We start from the raw sequence: 15,292 nt of genomic DNA on the forward strand, positions 1-15,292 counted from the left end.
TCATCCAGTTGCCTGACCATCGGCTATGGAAAAACACTACGCCATCATCCGCATTGCCTCACGCTGCAGTCGTACCGCCATTGGCCAGGCCAATGCGCATGGCAACCGCTCGGACGTCAGCGCTCACGTCGATCGCACCCGCTCCCACCTCAACCAGTTCTGGGTGCCGAGCCTCGGGCTCGAGGACCCGAAAAATCTGGTTGCAGCTGTTGATCGCGTCACTGAAGTGCTCGGCGCCCGGCGGCGTTCGGACAATGCCGGTCTGCTCGCAGAATTTCACGTGGGGGCAACGCCTGAGTTCTTCCTCTACGACGACGGACGCGATGGTTTTGATCCCGACAAGATTCAGCGCTGGACCGACCACAACATCCAAGTGTTCAAGCGGAAATTTCCTGGCCAGGTCGCCCAGGTCCGTTTGGATATGGATGAGAAGACTCCGCATCTGGCAGTCTTTGTTGTCCCCACATACGTGAAAACGACCAAGCGCGGTGAGGCACTATGGGTGTCGTATCGCAAAGTGTTTGGTGGCAAGAAAATTGAAGCCTCAGAGAAGTGTATTGCGCTGCAGGATTGGTATGCCGCTGAAATGGCCTGTTTCGGCTTGCACAGGGGCGAACCGAAGGAGGTCACTGGCGCGGTTCATACCCACCACAACACGTACCGCCAGATAGAAGCGAAAAAGTCTGCAGAGACCCAGTTGGCCAAGGAAAAGGCTGAGGCTGAAGCAGCCAGTGCCGAACGCGCGTCACTTGCTGCACTGCTGTTCGTCCTGCAGCTGCAGAGTGGGCTGGACGCCCTCAACAAAGAGAAGTCGGACCTCGAGCAGAAGCTGCAGCAGCTCAAGGCCGAACAGTCAGCCTTGGATCAGCAGAAGATCGCCCACGAGACGACCTTCCAGAAGATGGTCGCCGGCCTTTCACGAGCGGTTGAGCTGATCGCCAACGGCCAAATCACTCGTCATATTAAGCCTGACAGGTCGTCCACATATCGAGTGAATGGGTCTGAGCAAGATCAAGCCGCGCTCACTCCGATTTGGAAAATGGTGCAGCCAATGCTCAAGTCGGCCCAAAGCCTCCTTGAAAAATTGGATGCCGAACGCAAAGCGGCGCAGAGCGAAAGGGAGAGACTCGCGGCTGAACGTGAGCGGATCAAGTTGGAGAACGCGGCTATGGCAACCGAATTTGAGGCGCTGACGGCGGAGACGTCTGTCCAGCTGAATGCATTCAAAGACGCTGTTTCCGATCTCATGGGGTTGCGGCATGAAATGACTACGGAACAGCTCCAACGGTTGAACGCCGCAGTTGGTGATGACGGGCTTACGCCATTCTGAGCGCAAGCCGAAATCGTCTTTGGATGAACAGAATTAGCCAATGGATTGCTGGTAAATCACGCTCGCGCGCGGTCTCAGGCGCCAGCTGGGCGGTCGGGTGGCATTATGCGCCAATTGGGATCAAAGCCGTCTCTCCATGACACCAAGGCTTGGTCGGCATAGTAGGCAGTGCGTCTGTTAAGTGCCGCTACAGTGGCGGCACTCGCCCTTATGTATCTCGCCGGCTTGTCGAGTGGTGTCACCGGATGGTGCAACATGATCGTGTGGCGCGGCGAAAGTGGCATTACCACCTCGATGCCTCGGTCTAAAAGCGAGCTCTTGTGCGTTAGAAACTTGTCCCTTGGCACGGTGGGGTCCAACCAGGTCACCGGGCTGTCTGAGGTGATGAAGCCGGGCTCATCGGAGCACATTATGGTCATTGTCATTTGGCTCATCATCGGGAGCCCATCGACCGTGGCACCGGGCAGCAAGAACTGCATGGGCGACTCTAACGCTCGTCGAAGGATATCAAGCTCCATCTCAGAGACTGAACGTGAACCTAAGCCTACGGCGGCTCCCTCCCCGTCAGCGGCGTGCGATGCTAAAAGCTCTCGTTCTTGACGCTCGGCATCATCCAAGGTGCCCTGCCAGAGAGTTCGTTGGATCTCTCGCGCCTGGGGCGTACGCCCGTGCATCGCGGCGATGAATTCTACTAACCTCGATTGCCTAGGCCCAGGCAGCTGGCGGTGCTTTGCCACAAAGTCCTTAACCAGTGTGATCAGGCCTTTTTCCAATTTCGATAGTTCGAGCTCAAGTCGCAGATCTCGAGAACCGTCAGGCATGAAGACAGTGTAGATATCTGTCTCTGTGAAGAGCTTTTTGGGGGCCCGCTTTCGGCCCGGACCGCCGCGGGGATCAAATGTCCAAACATATGGCTGCATTCCAGCCGGCGTATTCGGATCGCACCAAGCTGAAAGGTAGCTCTTCGGGACATAATGCTGCGATTTGTGAGTGCCTGACTTAGGCACCGGCCGTCACCATGAACTTCGCATCAAGTACGATGTCGCCTTTTTCGGAAGTCATACTCGCCTCTTGCACACGCCCAATGGCTTCCGACACTACTGAAATCGCAATGCCCGAATACTTCACCCAAACCAGGTAGTCCGCCCTGTGGGTAAGCCATTCAATACATTTGGGAAAGCCATTAGCCTTCTCTAGGGTATGGGAAAGAGGGGCCACCATGCAAATCCGGCAGATCATCGACAAAATCAACGACAGCCAACTATTCGTTCCGGCGTTTCAGCGCGAATATGTCTGGAAACGCGCGGACGCGAAGGCCCTATTCACCTCACTTATCCGGAAATACCCGACCGGCACGCTGTTGACCTGGGAAACTACGAAGCCTCCGGAGCTGAAAGGGAAAACCAAGTATACGCCGGAAATGGGCGCCGTGAAGCTAATCCTCGATGGCCAGCAGCGCATCACCACGATCTACATGCTCCTGGAGGGAAAGCTGCCGCCCTACTACGAGCAGATGGAAATCACCAACGACATAACCGGCCTTTACGTAAACCTTGAGACTCTCGACCTGGAGTATTTCAGGAAACAAGCGATGCAGAACAATCCTCTATGGGTTGATCTGACCGATATATTTCAGGGCAACGTCAAAAGCTCCGACGTACGCAAAAGTCTGAAAGCAAAAGAGGCGCTCTCGGACGAGTTGGAAAACCTGATCGACGAAAATTTCGAAGCGGTGAAATCCATCAAAGAGCGTGAGTTTCCAGAGCAGATCATTCCCGTCACAGCGGCGATCAAGGAAGCGATCGACATTTTCTACATCGTCAACGCCAGCGGCGTGAATTTGACTGATGCAGAGCTCGCTTTAGCCCAAATCAGCGGCTACTGGCCGGAAGCCAGAGATCTGTTCAAGGCGAAGCTATTCGCCATGGAGAAACACGGCTTCGTGTTCAAGCTCGACTTCCTGATATTTGCCCTGCTCGCAGTCACCTATGGAATCGGTTCGGAGATGAAGCGCTTGCACAGCAGCGACAACGCGCAGGCGATTAAAGACGCCTGGCGCCAGCTGGACGAGCAAGTGCTGGACTATGTCATCAACATCATGCGGACTCATGCCTTCGTCGACCACAGCGACGAGATCAATTCCGTGTTCGCTCTGATCCCGATCATCGCTTACGTCTTTAAGGCTCCCAAGGCGAAGCTGACCGAGATCGAGATCAAGAAGGCGGTGAAGTGGTTCTACTACTCACAGCTCAGGCAGCGCTATGTTAGCCAGACACCGCAGAAGCTCGACAAAGATCTGGGCGTGATACGCAATTCCGCGGAGCCTTTCGATGAGCTGCTCGGGCTGATCGAACAAGAGCGCTCACTGGAAATCTCAGAAGGGGAATTCGTCGGCCGCGACATCCGGCATCCATTGTTTAGTTTGATGAGATGGTACTTCAAGAGCCAGGGTGCCGTGTGCCTAGGTACAGGCGTCTCCATCCGGCAGAACATGGGCAAGAAGTACACGCTGGAGAAGGACCATATCTTCCCTTACGCCGCCCTCAAGGCCAACGGCTACAACGTTGACGACCGATTCAAGTATGCGCTTGCCCAGGAGATCACCAATCGTGCGATCCTGACGCAGGTGGAAAATCGCGGCAAATCGGACACGGCCGCGAAGGAGTACCTTCTCGACGCGAAGCAGAAATTTCCCAGCTCCCTCAAAAAGCAATGCATCCCAAGTGATGAAGCCCTTTGGGATCTTTCGCGTTTCGAAGAGTTTCTTGCTGCCCGCCGCGCCATGCTGGCGCAAGGGCTGAATGGGTTCCTTCGTGATATAACGGCCATGGAGGCCAAACACGGCACTGTCAGCATCGAAGACATTATCGCCGAAGGCGAGCATGACGGCCTCGAGTTCAAATCGAGTCTTCGATGGGACACCAAGGAAAGCGTGCCGAACAAGGATCTGGAGAAGGTGGTTCTCAAGACCCTTGCCGCCTTCAATAACGGCTACGGCGATGGCGGCCGTCTCATCATCGGCGTTGATGATCGCCAAAACATACTGGGGCTCGAAAACGACTATGGCACCCTGGATGGCAATGACCGCGATGGGTTTCAGCTGCATCTGCGGAATCTCATCAAGGCGGAATGGGGAGCAGAGTATGCTGCTGCCAATGTCACTGTGACTTTCCATGAGATTGATGGGCAGGACATCTGCATTGTCGATGTCACCCGAGGCACAAAGCCGCTCTTTATGAAAATCCCCGACAAGAACGGCGCCAAGCAGGAGCGTTTCTTTGTCCGGTCCGGCAATCTTTCCTCGCCGATCGAGAATGCCAGTGAAATCTCTGCCTATATCCAGTCCCGTTTTACAAAGGGGTGATACGCCTGTCCTCCAGCCCTAAGACCAGCATGTCGGCTGACGGCCGCATTTCGGAGTTAGGTTCTGTTTTAGCTAGCTAGCTAGATAGCCATACAATCTTGGCGAGCTAAGAAACTTGGAAGGGGATGCTGCAGGGGCCCTCGATGCGGAACGAGGTGCCCCCTGCGCCAATTTCTGGGAGCAGATTCAGGGACACCGTTAACCATTGTTCACATCGCAGCGTGACTTTTTGAGAGCACCTGTCAGACTAAACGCAGGATTCCACCCTGGAATCTTTGGTTGCCTATCAAGGCGGCCGCCAGCGTTGCTTCAACAACGCCAGCGACCTGACCAGGCAGCCATCATCCTGCTCACACAGGAGAGGCTACATGGCTGATCACTTCTATTGCCGCGACCGGATTCGTCGCAACAATTTCCTCCACATTTCTGACCCGCTTGGGATAATCGGATGGTTGGGCGTCGCCGCCTCGTGCGACGCCTGCCTGGTATAGCGCGGGCGATTTAGCGCCCCTGCCCCATCCCGATGGCCACCGGACTTTGACCTCGCGCTGACAGCGCGAGCCTGAGCCCCTGCGCGATTGATCCTTTGTCCGAGCTTGCCGCTGCACCTGACCGTGCCACGGACCCGCTCGCCCTCAGAATGTGGAAATCATGAAAAACTGGAAAATGACGTCCGGGCTGGGCCCGGAACCTGACGACGACGAGGCTTTGCGTGACCTCATGCGCAGTGACTTCGTGCTCGAAGCCCATGATCGCGCAGCCGTGGGAAAACCCCGCTCTTTAATGCTGGAAGGCTTCGATCGGCCATTCGTGCGTCTGGCGCAGAGCGTTGGTCGCGACGAGCAAGACGCCCGGCGCGGCGCCAGTGACCGGCGCGACGGAATGGCGGTCAATCGGTTGATCGGCCGGGTGGGCGAAATCAAATCGCTGACCGGGCCCGCGAACACCCACGCTGTGGACGAGCTCGCCGCTGCCCTGTTTGAAGAAGCGCGCAACTTTGCTCCCGCCATAGAGGCTATTCGCCGGTCAGCGCAGGTAATCATCCGTGGTGGTGCGCAGTGGTTGCAATTCCGCCCATTGGTCATCGAGTCTGCCGCCGGCGCAGGCAAAACCCGGTTCGTGCATCGGCTGGCGGCGCTCAGTGGCCTCAAACTGGTCTATCTCGACTGCGCGACCATGACCAATATGAGCCCGATCGTGAGCCAGGATGCGACCTGGTCGGGTGCGCGTCACAGCGAGATCATCGAGGGCCTGGCGAACTCGACCTCGGCAAACCTGCTCGTGTGCCTCGATGAGCTCGACAAGATCCGGGATTATAGCCGCCACAGCAGCCCACAGCCCAGCCAGGCGCTGGTTGGGCTGTTGGAGAAGCGGAGCGCCGCAAGCCACCTCGACAACTATCTCCAGCTGACTGTGGACCTGAGCTTCATCAACTGGGTCATTTTGGTCAACGACCTCAGCCGGATCTCGCAGCCCTTGTTGGATCGCTGCCAGGTCATCCGCATGGCGCCGCCCTCGCCCAGCGAGATCGCGCATATCGCTTCTCTCGAGATCGAGCGGAGGGGCCTCGAACCTGCACTTGTGGACGCCATTACCACGGGCGTGCGCAAGGGCAGGATCAAAAGCCTGCGCACTTTGCACAAACTGCTCGACGCTGCCTCGGCAGCGTCCGCGCGGTCCATCCTCAACTGATTTTTCTCAACAATTCCAAAAACGCAAAAAAGGACGCTTCTCTGATGACTGACATCACCAATCCCCCCGCCCCAATGTCGCCCGCAGCTGATGGCCAGACTGACGGCAGTGGCGATTACCGTGCCATCGCCATGGTCATCGACACCCGTTTCCCTGCGGGTGAGCAGCTGCGCACCACGCAGAGCGTGCTCGATCCGCTGACGCCAGTGGGGCTGGCCGAACTGCGCGCCGAGGTGCACACTGCCAAGGCAGCCGGAACCCCGCTCTTTCTCTGCGCCGCGTGCCAGCGCCCCGTCCATCTGGCCCAGCGCCCTGCCGGTCCCGGCGTCACCCGCAATGGTCTGGCGGCCTTCTTCCGCCATGTTGCCGCTGCGGATGCACCGCCCTGCCCCTGCCGCACCGTGCCCGGTGTGCACAATGTCGGGGCGGTCCAGTTTGCTGGTTTGCAGGAGGGTCTTGATCACCACACCCTCAAGCTTGCCCTGGCTGACTGCCTGGTCCACGACCCGCGCTTTTCCGACGTGCAGGTGGAAAAGCGCATCACCAGCGCCGAAGGCAGCTGGCGCGTGCCGGACGTGAGCGCGATGTTCGAGGGCAAGCGCATCGCCTACGATCTGCAGCTCGCCACCCTGCCCATTGCCACCATCCGGGAGCGGGACACATTCTATCCGTCCAATGACGCACATCACGTCTGGCTCACCGACGCCGCCGACCTGTCGCGCTTGTCCCATCAGGCTTTTTGCGATCTGCACCTCAACATGGCGGGACGGATCTTCGCCATCGATGACACGTCGATCGGGCGCTCCCTCCGGGATGGGCAGTTCCAGTTGCAGGAGCTCAGCATCTTGCCGCGTCTGGTCGAAGACCGGCCGATCCACAACATCTGGGAGACGTCGCTGGTCGGGACGGACGTTATCATGATGGCCCCCAATCTGCGCACGGCCGAAGGGGAGCGCCGCTATCGCCGCGAGCTTGCGGCCCAGGTCAGTGCCAGCCTGAGCGTGGAGCGCCAGGCCATTTGCCGGGCGGCGACGATGAACCAGGGGCTAGCACCTGTCGGGCTGCAGTGGACGCGCCTGGCGCGCTTCATCTGTGGACCCCGTGTCGACGCTGCCATCGCCAGCGATGTCGGCAAGGTGCTGGCGTTCCTGGCGCAGGTAGAGGTCTTCGTTACCCACCAGTCCGGCTCGCGTCCCAGCATCGAACGCGAGCTGCAGCGCCGGCTCGGCACGCTGCTCGCCAGCCGCCATGCTCTGCACTGGGCGCCGCTGGTGCTGATGGTGTTCAGCACCCTGCCCTCGATCAAGGCGGCGGTAGACCCCGCCACCATGACCCGCCTCAACACCCTCCTCACCAGCACGGAGACGGTGCGCCCCCTGCTCCGCCTGCATGCCGGGATGATTGCGGCGCTTTATCCCTGGCTCGGGCGCCGGCTCTTGATGAAAGCCCCCAAGTTCGGCCCGAAGATGCGCCTGCCGGCGAGCCGCGCTTAGTCGAAAGCGAGGCATGGATGGACCCTGCGAGGTCCATCCATGCCGGCGTCCACTTACTCCACTCGCAAGAGCTCGGGGTAAGTGCTCCGCCAAGTGGCCGCCCAAGGGCGTCCAATCTCAATGACAAAAGAAAGGAAAAGAAGAAAGAGGGGTTCGTTGGACGGTCCGGGAGCACCTTATGTCCCCAGGCTCAGACAACCGAGCCCGACGTTGACGCAGAAACAGGCCGCCCATCATCACATCCCCCAGTGCCACCGGCACTGGGGCAACGCCGAAGGCGTCCGCGGCCTGCTTCTGGGTCAAGGCCACCGCCAGGCTCCCTTCTCCAATGCGCGCGCAGCGCAGCGATCGCAGTTTTGGTTTTACCGACCCAGCACTAGCGGGTCGGGAGCAAAGTCAGCGGCATTTGAGACGGGACAAGGTGGCCGGACTGAGTGGCGATTTCAAAGAGGCGGGGCTCTTGGAAAGGAAATACTTTTTCCAAACCCCACCTAAAATACCAATGTTATAACAAAGGCTTGCACTCAATTTGTGAAAAATCCACAAGGGCAAAAGTCGCAACCTAAATATCGCTCGAGATCTGCGTTTTCCCGATTTTTATTGAGCGTTTTTGTCCCATGTAATTCACGGCGAACCCGGGCACCGGCTGTCAAGAGGCGCGCGCACGAACTGTATCAGTTGGGAAAGAGATCGAATGAGGGAGTTCATAGCGTCCGAAGAGACACAAAAGCGACTCCCGAAATCAGACTTGCCGCACGGCGTGCACTTTGCGGAAACGCTGATCCCACCGCGCCGATTTGCAGACGGTACACAACTGAATGCCGACAGCGACATTGGGGCTGCTGACCTCTTTGCGATGGAAATACAGCCATGAGCGGGTCACCGCGGATCATGGACTGCTCACCCCCAACCACCAGGGGCCTCAGTCGCGAAGGCGCAGCCGCTTATATCGGCGTATCCGCATCGCTATTCGACCTGATGGTAAAAGACGGTCGTATGCCCCAGCCAAAGCGCATCAATAGTCGGACAGTTTGGGATATTCGGGCCGTTGACCGCGCATTCGATCGCTTGCCAGGAGGCGCCACTGATACTGCCGATGAATGGGCGGTGGAAACCTGATGCCTAAGAAATTTTCAAAAAAGTACATTGTTGAAGACCGGACCGATGGTGTGTTGCGGTTCTATTTTCGGAAACGCGGGCAACGAAAAATCCGTCTCTATGGCATGCCAGGCACTGACGAGTTTAATGCGGAGTACTATCGGGCTCTGAATGGGGTCGAAGTTCCCAAGACCATCGGTCCCAAACTGGCGCTGCGCGGAACTCTCCGTTGGCTCTGCGAGCAATATTTCGGATCAGCCGAATACAAAATGCTCGATACGAAAACCCGCACTGTTCGTCGGTCTATCCTAGAGAAATGCTGGGCGGAGCCCACCAAACCAAACTCCGATCGCACCTTCGAAGACATGCCGCTTTCTGCATTCACATCCAAATCGGTAAGGGTACTGCGCGATCGCAAGGCAGAATATCCTGAAGCAGCTAACAGTCGCGTCAAGGCGCTCCGACAGGTTTTCAGTTGGGCGGTGGATGATACCGTGGAGTTGGCTGCTACGAACCCTGCACGCGATGTCGCCTACTTCCCTTCAAAAGGAGGAGGTTTTCATTCTTGGACCATCGAGGAAGTCAAGAAATACGAGACCCAGCACCCAGTTGGCACGAAAGCTCGCCTCGCTTTCGGGCTTCTGTTTTTCCTCGCACAACGCAGGAGTGACATAGTCCGACTTGGACCGCAGCACCGCACCGGTCACTTGCTTACATTCACTCAGTTTAAAGGCAGAAACAAAAGTCCGGTCACACTGCAACTGCCTATCCCACGGGACCTTGCCACCATTCTGGATGCCACTCCCAGTGGAGAGACCACCTACCTAATCAACGATCTTAGCAGACCCTTCACGGCGAATGGCTTCGGCAATAAAATGCGAGACTGGTGCAATGAGGCTGGTCTGCCAGCATGCACTTCCCATGGTTTGCGCAAAGCGCGGTCCGCTCGCATGGCCGACCGCGGCGCGACGGGACACCAGATAATGTCAATTACCGGCCATCAGACACTGAAAGAAGTTGATCGCTATACTAAGGCGGCAAACCAGAAGCGACTAGCCAAGAGCACTACTGCCTTGATGGATTCGCCGGACGAGGATGAATAAATGGCTCACATAGGCCATCAGAGACAAGCCGCAGAACAGGTTGTCACAGGGCCTGACGCACTTCATCCAGCGCCATTGATTGTGGGGAAGCGCACAGAAAAAAGATTAGAATAAAATTCTAAGCTAACCGCCCCGGCCAACGAACAATTTGACAATTGTGTCCAGCCAAAACGCCATCTGACATAGGCTGGACATCTGCACCAAGAAACCACAACGAAATCAACGCTATGGGAAAGTGGTGGTGCCCGGGACCGGAATCGAACCAGTGACACGCGGATTTTCAATCCGCATAAGGGGGCCGTATCTCCTGGGCACTTCGCTTGTATGTTGCGTCTATGTCGCGCTCGCGGTGGACACCTGTCGCCACTTTCGCGCGCTGCGATCCTCCACGACATCGAAGGTCCGATGCGCTGGCCTAGCCTTCCGGACTGTGACACCCGGATGACCTTTTAGAAGCGCGGACAAGCGATCTGGCGTCAGCGTGGACCGGTGGCCTACAATCACCTCACTAAGTGTCAACGTCGCTCTGAATTCATCGAAATAGAGCTGAGAGACATGGTCTAGATTGCCGTCGAGCGGGCAAAATAGCCTCCACTCCCTCTCATACTCCCAAGCTCGGAACTTCAAGGCCATCAGCTTCACGTAAGGAGCAGAGAATTGGCGCGTATCGTCCTGATCTGAGACCACGAGCGGGTCCACGAGGTTGAGATCTTGGGCGTTTGGCCTGGTCTCGACATACTGCACCTTCGTCAGGCCGGAATGTTCAATATCAAAGCCCAAGCAAATGCCTTCATGAGATTTGGCGTAGTGGGCCCAAAGGAGAGGCTCTCGCCAAGTTTCGCTGAAGCAAAGCAGTCCGACCCTTTTATTCAGATAGTCCTTCCAGTGGCGAGCATACCGCCGAACGCCTCTGTCCATGATGGCGCCGGCAAACTCAAAGGGATCGTTCAACTGCGTAATGCGCGCCAGTTTGAGACGCCGGTCCCTAATCGCGGCCAAGCCGTGAGGGGTCGTCGTGAAGTGATACAGGCGCACTAGCTCAACAGGCGGCCTTCAGCCGCCGCCAGTTCATCCTGATCTTCGCCCCTGGGGAACAGGTGCGAATAGGTGTCCATCGTCAGGTTGATGGTGGCATGGCCAAGGCGCTCTTGGACGACCTTAGGCGGCAGACCCAGCCCGCCATCCTGGGGGCGGTTGATGCACCAGGACGCATAGAAGTGGCGAAGGGCATGCATGCCGGTATAGCGGGCGGCAAGGATCGGCTGGCCTTCGGGGTCGATCCCGCCGGTCTCCACCGTCACCCCTGCCCTGACTTGGACCGGCAGCAGGCCGCGGTTGATCATGTTGGCCAGGCTCTCGACCTTTCCCCGGCCGTTCGGGAATACCAGGTCCAGTTCCTTGATCGGCTCGCCCTGGCCGTCCTTGCGGCCGGTATCGCGCCGGGGGCAGATCAGGCGCCATTCGCGCAGCGTGTTGACCACGATCGGCGGCAAGGGCACCTCGCGTTCGCCTGCCTCCGACTTCGGCTGGCCAATATCGTTGAAGCGATCGGCGCGCTGGCGGACGTGCAGGACCTTCCGATCCAGATCCACATCTGCCCAGCGAAGGCCCCGCAGCTCGGACGCGCGCAGACCGGTGAAGATCGCCGTAAGCAGAACCGGACGCCAGCGGCCCCGTAGAGCCCCTACAATGGCTTTGACCTCTCCCGGCGCGGGAATGTCCACCCCAACCCGTAGCCTGCCCTTGGCTCGCTTCTCAGCCCGTCTGTCGGACGATCCGCGGCGGCCCCTCATCTCCCGCACCACGTTACGCGCCACCAGGCCGCGTTCCTGAGCGTCGGCAATGAGCGAGCCGAGGCTGACCACCACCTTGCGGACCATAGCCGGCGAGCGGCCCTCGTCCAGCAAGCGTTCCTCGAATTGGCGCAGCGCCGGCAGCGTCAGGGCGTTGAGCCGAGTGGTGCCGATGAAGGGCGCGATGTGTAGCTCGAGGTGCTGCCGGTATTGGTCAATGGTCGAGCGCTCCCGCCCTGCCCTGTCCTTGGCAGCAATCCAGAGGCGACCGGCCTGCAGCACAGTGGCGCTGGCGGCATCAGCAACGTGCACCCCTTCCCGCACCTCGATCGTGGCGGTGGCGGCGAACTGGTCGGCGTCCTTCTTGAGCTTGAAGGTCTTCAGCCGGCGCCGGTCCTGGCTGTCGATGTAGTCGACCACCCAAGCGGTTTTCTCGACGCCTTTGCTGGTCCAGGTGCGCTTACGAACGGACATTGGGTCACCTCACAGGAATGTCGGAAACAACCACCTTCGACGCCGCGTCTTCTACGCCCAAGTCCGTCAGGACCTGACGAAAAGCGTCGTATAGAGCCAAGCCGCTCTCTGACGGACCAATGATAATGTGGCTCAGAATGTCTCTAACGTCGGTGCTGAAGTCTTCACCCTCAAAGCGGCGCAGCGGCAACTTATGGACTATCTGCGGCACACCTCGGACAACTTTTACTGCAGATTCTATTACATCCGACCCTCCCATCTTTGGTGTGTAGGCAATGCGCCATTCACGCTCCTCTTCAAAACCGGGATGCTTCACGGCCAAGGCGGCCCACTTGTACATGTTGAACAAGTGGCCTTTGACTGCCTCTCGACCCAAGCCCGCAAGCAGTTGGGGGCTAGCTCCAAAGCTCGCGGATAATTGCAGGAAGTCCGCTTCCAGCCCTGCACTTGACGCGTACCGGACTGGCGTGGAGTAGGCCTTAAGAACCTGGCTATCGCTGCGGAAAGGCGCGGCTTTGACAACGAGGGCAACACCAGTCGTCGATCCATAGGCTCGCCACATCGATAGCCGGCCAACCTTGTCCTCCCCCGGCCGGTGCTCCGACATGCAGGTGATATAGGTCTCAAACTTCAGGGCGTCTTGCCAGCCATTGAACAAGTCTTCCACCTCCTTGCAGAGACCATCGAAAACACCGTTCACGGCGCCCTGGAAGGCCTGCCCATTCTCTGAAGAGTAAGCCGCAAAGAGGGCGTCAAGACCATGCTGCACTTCGGTGTAGTCATTCATCACCGTCGTATTGCGGAGCCAGATTTCTTGGTTCTGAAGAATGGCCAGAGCCGCCTCGGCGCTTGAGTAATGAGCGAGGCTGCCCTCAACACCAACTGCGTTCATCCGCTCCCAGTGGTGAGGATAGAATAGTTTGATGACTGCATGCTGCTCCGGTGTACCGCTTGCTAGGACGTCCATCGAGGCGCTCCCCATTCTTGAACCGTGGTTCGTTGGGCCTCGCGTGCGTGCACGCGCATACGCATGAGGAAGGCGGTGGTCATTGGTCGCTCCGGGGGTGCTTCCCCGTTGCTCGAAGCAGGTCACCCAACTGGTCGCGCCCTTTTCGATCGGAGACGCTGGCGGCATAGAAGCGGGCCATAAACTCAAAGCCGTCCCCGAACTTCTCAACCAGATGGCTCAGGGCTGCCTGTTCCGATTCGGCGATGCTGCGCTGGATCGCTCGAAGTTCGTCAATTTGAGCCAGGTCAGCATCGAGCTTCCTGCGTTCGTCGTAGGCCATGTTCAACGCCAGCCTCAGTGCCTCAACTTCCGTTTCGAGCATCTTGTTGGCTTCGGACAATTTGCCGACGATCGCCGTAACATCCCGCCCGACCTCACCCAGAGTGATGGATTCTTCAAGTCGCGCGACGATCTCGGCCTTGAAGGATCGCCCAGCCTGCAGGGCTTCTGCCTCAAGGATTTCCTTGAGTTTCGCCGGGAGACGAATGTTCACTTGGGGGTCTGTGCGTGCCATGGCGCTGTTTAAGCACGGTGCTTGTTGACAATCAATGCCGCCCATGAAACAAGGTTAAGCACGGTGCTTAACATCGCGTCCATGGAGACAACATTTGTCCCGTTCTGACCCACAATTGAACATCCGGATACCAGCGCTTTTGCGTGACCGACTCCGTGAAAGTGCGGAAGCAAACCGCCGATCGGTGACCGCAGAAATCGTCCACTACCTCGACCGCGCACTCGCGGCCGAAAATGAAAATGGCCCGGCAAGCGTTCGAGCGCTTCCGGACCAGGAGCCAACCACCCCCTGAAAGGATAGATCAATGCTCAGCAATGAGAATAGCACCGGCACGACCGGTGAAGCAAGTCGCGGATTGACCAGGCGCGCTGCGCTGGTGGGCTCCCTCGCCACCCTCATCATCCCGCCGGCGATGGCCAGCAGCCTCATGCAGGAGCTCCCCCAGGCTCCTATGACAGCCAAGGAGCGGGCCGACTTCCACTTGGCAGAGTTCGCCAGGGCGATGGATGAGCTCAAGCCGGCAGACGCCCATTCCTGGGGCGCAACGATAGGAGGCGATGGCACGGGCCGGGCCTGGAGCAAGCGTCACGCAATCTTTCGTCTCCCTGATCCCGAAATCGAGCAACGACTGAAGCGGCCCTTCCTGATCGACCGCATGGTCTCTCTCGGAGAGACGCCATGACGCACCGCGAGCGCCTTGAAGCCCTTATCGAAGATGCCATCGCCCTGCTCGATGAGCTCGACGGTGACTGCGACCGCGAGGATGACGGCACGGCAGAACCCTGGCTTGGCTGGACGCGCCAAGGCGCCATCGGCAACCGCCTCGACCTTGAGGAGCCAGACCATGCAGCCTGACCATCAAGCCCAGCCCCTCGACCTCGTATGGGGCGCCGATGCCATCGGCAAGGCCATCGGCCGCAGTGAGCGGCAGGCCAAACACATGATGGCCAATGGGCAGATCCCGGCCCGAAAAATTCAGGGGCGCTGGGTCGCGTCTCTGACCAAACTCCGGAAGCACTTTGAGGCGGAGGTCAGCACCCAATGAGCGACCCCGTTCAGGAATACGCCGACGCACTTTTCGACCTGATGAAATCCGGTGGAGCCGCGACTGCCGATGAATGCTTCGGCATCCAGTTGGCGCTGCCGGAAGGCTCCCCTTCTGAAGCCTATGAAGACGTTTATGGGACAGCGGTCACCACCATGAGCGAGATGGTGCTTGTCATCGCCCGGCGCCGAAGGGTGCCCGCCGACGTGAAGATAGACCGCATGCTGTTATCGATGGCAATGGAGGCTTTCGACCGGCGCTGGGCTGATCTCAATGCGCGCCTGGCGCCGGGCGGTGCAGCATGATGCGGAGTAACTTTGCCCACGGCCGCCGCCGCTGGCGCACCCTATGGCCCACAAGGGGCGCGCACAATGTGC

General features: G+C 58.5%; 16 protein-coding genes and 1 tRNA gene. 11 read left to right on the plus strand and 6 right to left on the minus strand.

Features of this window, described 5'->3' with window-relative positions:
• The first annotated feature begins 25 nt into the window (after positions 1 to 25).
• Positions 26 to 1,330, plus strand: a complete 1,305-nt coding sequence (locus tag ASD80_RS15435; RefSeq protein ID WP_056234663.1) for a plasmid recombination protein — start codon at positions 26 to 28, stop codon at positions 1,328 to 1,330.
• Between the two features lie 74 nt (positions 1,331 to 1,404).
• On the opposite strand, the gene ASD80_RS19290 is transcribed toward ASD80_RS15435, so the two are convergent.
• Entirely contained in the window at positions 1,405 to 2,337 is a 933-nt protein-coding gene (locus tag ASD80_RS19290) for a DUF4238 domain-containing protein (RefSeq protein ID WP_082555343.1), read from the minus strand.
• A 212-nt stretch (positions 2,338 to 2,549) separates the two neighbouring features.
• Between ASD80_RS19290 and ASD80_RS15450 the strand changes: the two genes are divergently transcribed.
• From ASD80_RS15450 to xerC, 5 genes are all read left to right on the plus strand, one after another.
• Positions 2,550 to 4,694, plus strand: coding sequence for a DUF262 domain-containing protein (locus tag ASD80_RS15450; protein ID WP_056234671.1), 2,145 nt, complete (start codon positions 2,550 to 2,552; stop codon positions 4,692 to 4,694).
• Between the two features lie 651 nt (positions 4,695 to 5,345).
• Positions 5,346 to 6,386, plus strand: coding sequence for an AAA family ATPase (locus ASD80_RS15460; protein ID WP_082555344.1), 1,041 nt, complete (start codon positions 5,346 to 5,348; stop codon positions 6,384 to 6,386).
• A 44-nt stretch (positions 6,387 to 6,430) separates the two neighbouring features.
• Entirely contained in the window at positions 6,431 to 7,879 is a 1,449-nt protein-coding gene (locus tag ASD80_RS15465) for a hypothetical protein (RefSeq protein WP_156460489.1), read from the plus strand.
• Positions 7,880 to 8,770: 891 nt separating this feature from the next.
• Entirely contained in the window at positions 8,771 to 8,998 is a 228-nt protein-coding gene (locus ASD80_RS19125; RefSeq protein WP_162247387.1) for a helix-turn-helix transcriptional regulator, read from the plus strand.
• The gene (xerC, locus tag ASD80_RS15475) at positions 8,998 to 10,080 is read left to right on the plus strand and encodes a tyrosine recombinase XerC (protein ID WP_056234687.1); all 1,083 of its coding nucleotides are present in this window, start codon (positions 8,998 to 9,000) and stop codon (positions 10,078 to 10,080) included. Before ASD80_RS19125 ends, xerC begins: the two co-directional genes overlap by 1 nt.
• Before the next feature lie 239 nt (positions 10,081 to 10,319).
• On the opposite strand, the gene ASD80_RS18820 is transcribed toward xerC, so the two are convergent.
• From ASD80_RS18820 to ASD80_RS15495, 5 genes are all read right to left on the minus strand, one after another.
• Positions 10,320 to 10,393: transfer RNA gene (locus tag ASD80_RS18820), tRNA-Ser, on the minus strand.
• A gap of 20 nt (positions 10,394 to 10,413) precedes the next feature.
• Complete coding sequence (locus tag ASD80_RS19295; protein WP_413813384.1) at positions 10,414 to 10,998, minus strand: DUF2971 domain-containing protein; 585 nt, start codon at positions 10,996 to 10,998, stop codon at positions 10,414 to 10,416.
• 116 nt (positions 10,999 to 11,114) lie between these two features.
• Positions 11,115 to 12,347 (minus strand): tyrosine-type recombinase/integrase, encoded by a 1,233-nt coding sequence (locus ASD80_RS15485; RefSeq protein WP_056234693.1) that lies wholly within the window; start codon positions 12,345 to 12,347, stop codon positions 11,115 to 11,117.
• Positions 12,348 to 12,351: 4 nt separating this feature from the next.
• A complete protein-coding gene (locus ASD80_RS15490; RefSeq protein ID WP_056234695.1) occupies positions 12,352 to 13,314 on the minus strand; it encodes a DUF2971 domain-containing protein in 963 nt (320 codons plus the stop codon).
• Between the two features lie 79 nt (positions 13,315 to 13,393).
• Positions 13,394 to 13,915: an Arc family DNA-binding protein gene (locus tag ASD80_RS15495; protein WP_082555347.1), complete on the minus strand. Its 522-nt coding sequence runs from the start codon at positions 13,913 to 13,915 to the stop codon at positions 13,394 to 13,396.
• A 49-nt stretch (positions 13,916 to 13,964) separates the two neighbouring features.
• Between ASD80_RS15495 and ASD80_RS19300 the strand changes: the two genes are divergently transcribed.
• From ASD80_RS19300 to ASD80_RS15510, 5 genes are read left to right on the plus strand one after another with little or no spacing between them, the layout of a single operon-like run.
• A complete protein-coding gene (locus ASD80_RS19300; protein ID WP_082555348.1) occupies positions 13,965 to 14,162 on the plus strand; it encodes an Arc family DNA-binding protein in 198 nt (65 codons plus the stop codon).
• A 12-nt stretch (positions 14,163 to 14,174) separates the two neighbouring features.
• Positions 14,175 to 14,552, plus strand: coding sequence for a hypothetical protein (locus ASD80_RS15500; RefSeq protein WP_156460491.1), 378 nt, complete (start codon positions 14,175 to 14,177; stop codon positions 14,550 to 14,552).
• Positions 14,549 to 14,725, plus strand: coding sequence for a hypothetical protein (locus ASD80_RS18825; RefSeq protein WP_156460492.1), 177 nt, complete (start codon positions 14,549 to 14,551; stop codon positions 14,723 to 14,725). The genes ASD80_RS15500 and ASD80_RS18825 overlap by 4 nt, the downstream gene beginning before the upstream one ends.
• Positions 14,715 to 14,915 (plus strand): hypothetical protein, encoded by a 201-nt coding sequence (locus ASD80_RS15505; protein ID WP_056234704.1) that lies wholly within the window; start codon positions 14,715 to 14,717, stop codon positions 14,913 to 14,915. The genes ASD80_RS18825 and ASD80_RS15505 overlap by 11 nt, the downstream gene beginning before the upstream one ends.
• Complete coding sequence (locus ASD80_RS15510; protein ID WP_056234706.1) at positions 14,912 to 15,220, plus strand: hypothetical protein; 309 nt, start codon at positions 14,912 to 14,914, stop codon at positions 15,218 to 15,220. The genes ASD80_RS15505 and ASD80_RS15510 overlap by 4 nt, the downstream gene beginning before the upstream one ends.
• The last annotated feature ends 72 nt before the right edge of the window (positions 15,221 to 15,292 follow it).

The sequence above is a fragment of the Devosia sp. Root635 genome (assembly GCF_001427605.1).
GTDB lineage: Bacteria > Pseudomonadota > Alphaproteobacteria > Rhizobiales > Devosiaceae > Devosia.

Excerpts from the sequence above, each read along its gene's own strand:
- ASD80_RS19125 (WP_162247387.1), top strand. The coding sequence starts at position 8,771 with ATGGACTGCTCACCCCCAACCACCAGGGGCCTCAGTCGCGAAGGCGCA.
- ASD80_RS15505 (WP_056234704.1), top strand. The coding sequence starts at position 14,715 with ATGCAGCCTGACCATCAAGCCCAGCCCCTCGACCTCGTATGGGGCGCC.
- ASD80_RS19295 (WP_413813384.1), bottom strand. The coding sequence starts at position 10,998 with ATGGACAGAGGCGTTCGGCGGTATGCTCGCCACTGGAAGGACTATCTG.
- ASD80_RS15465 (WP_156460489.1), top strand. The coding sequence starts at position 6,431 with ATGACTGACATCACCAATCCCCCCGCCCCAATGTCGCCCGCAGCTGAT.
- ASD80_RS15500 (WP_156460491.1), top strand. The coding sequence starts at position 14,175 with ATGCTCAGCAATGAGAATAGCACCGGCACGACCGGTGAAGCAAGTCGC.
- ASD80_RS15435 (WP_056234663.1), top strand. The coding sequence starts at position 26 with ATGGAAAAACACTACGCCATCATCCGCATTGCCTCACGCTGCAGTCGT.
- ASD80_RS15490 (WP_056234695.1), bottom strand. The coding sequence starts at position 13,314 with ATGGACGTCCTAGCAAGCGGTACACCGGAGCAGCATGCAGTCATCAAA.
- ASD80_RS15510 (WP_056234706.1), top strand. The coding sequence starts at position 14,912 with ATGAGCGACCCCGTTCAGGAATACGCCGACGCACTTTTCGACCTGATG.
- ASD80_RS18825 (WP_156460492.1), top strand. The coding sequence starts at position 14,549 with ATGACGCACCGCGAGCGCCTTGAAGCCCTTATCGAAGATGCCATCGCC.
- ASD80_RS15450 (WP_056234671.1), top strand. The coding sequence starts at position 2,550 with ATGCAAATCCGGCAGATCATCGACAAAATCAACGACAGCCAACTATTC.
- ASD80_RS15485 (WP_056234693.1), bottom strand. The coding sequence starts at position 12,347 with ATGTCCGTTCGTAAGCGCACCTGGACCAGCAAAGGCGTCGAGAAAACC.
- ASD80_RS15460 (WP_082555344.1), top strand. The coding sequence starts at position 5,346 with ATGAAAAACTGGAAAATGACGTCCGGGCTGGGCCCGGAACCTGACGAC.
- ASD80_RS15495 (WP_082555347.1), bottom strand. The coding sequence starts at position 13,915 with ATGGGCGGCATTGATTGTCAACAAGCACCGTGCTTAAACAGCGCCATG.
- xerC (WP_056234687.1), top strand. The coding sequence starts at position 8,998 with ATGCCTAAGAAATTTTCAAAAAAGTACATTGTTGAAGACCGGACCGAT.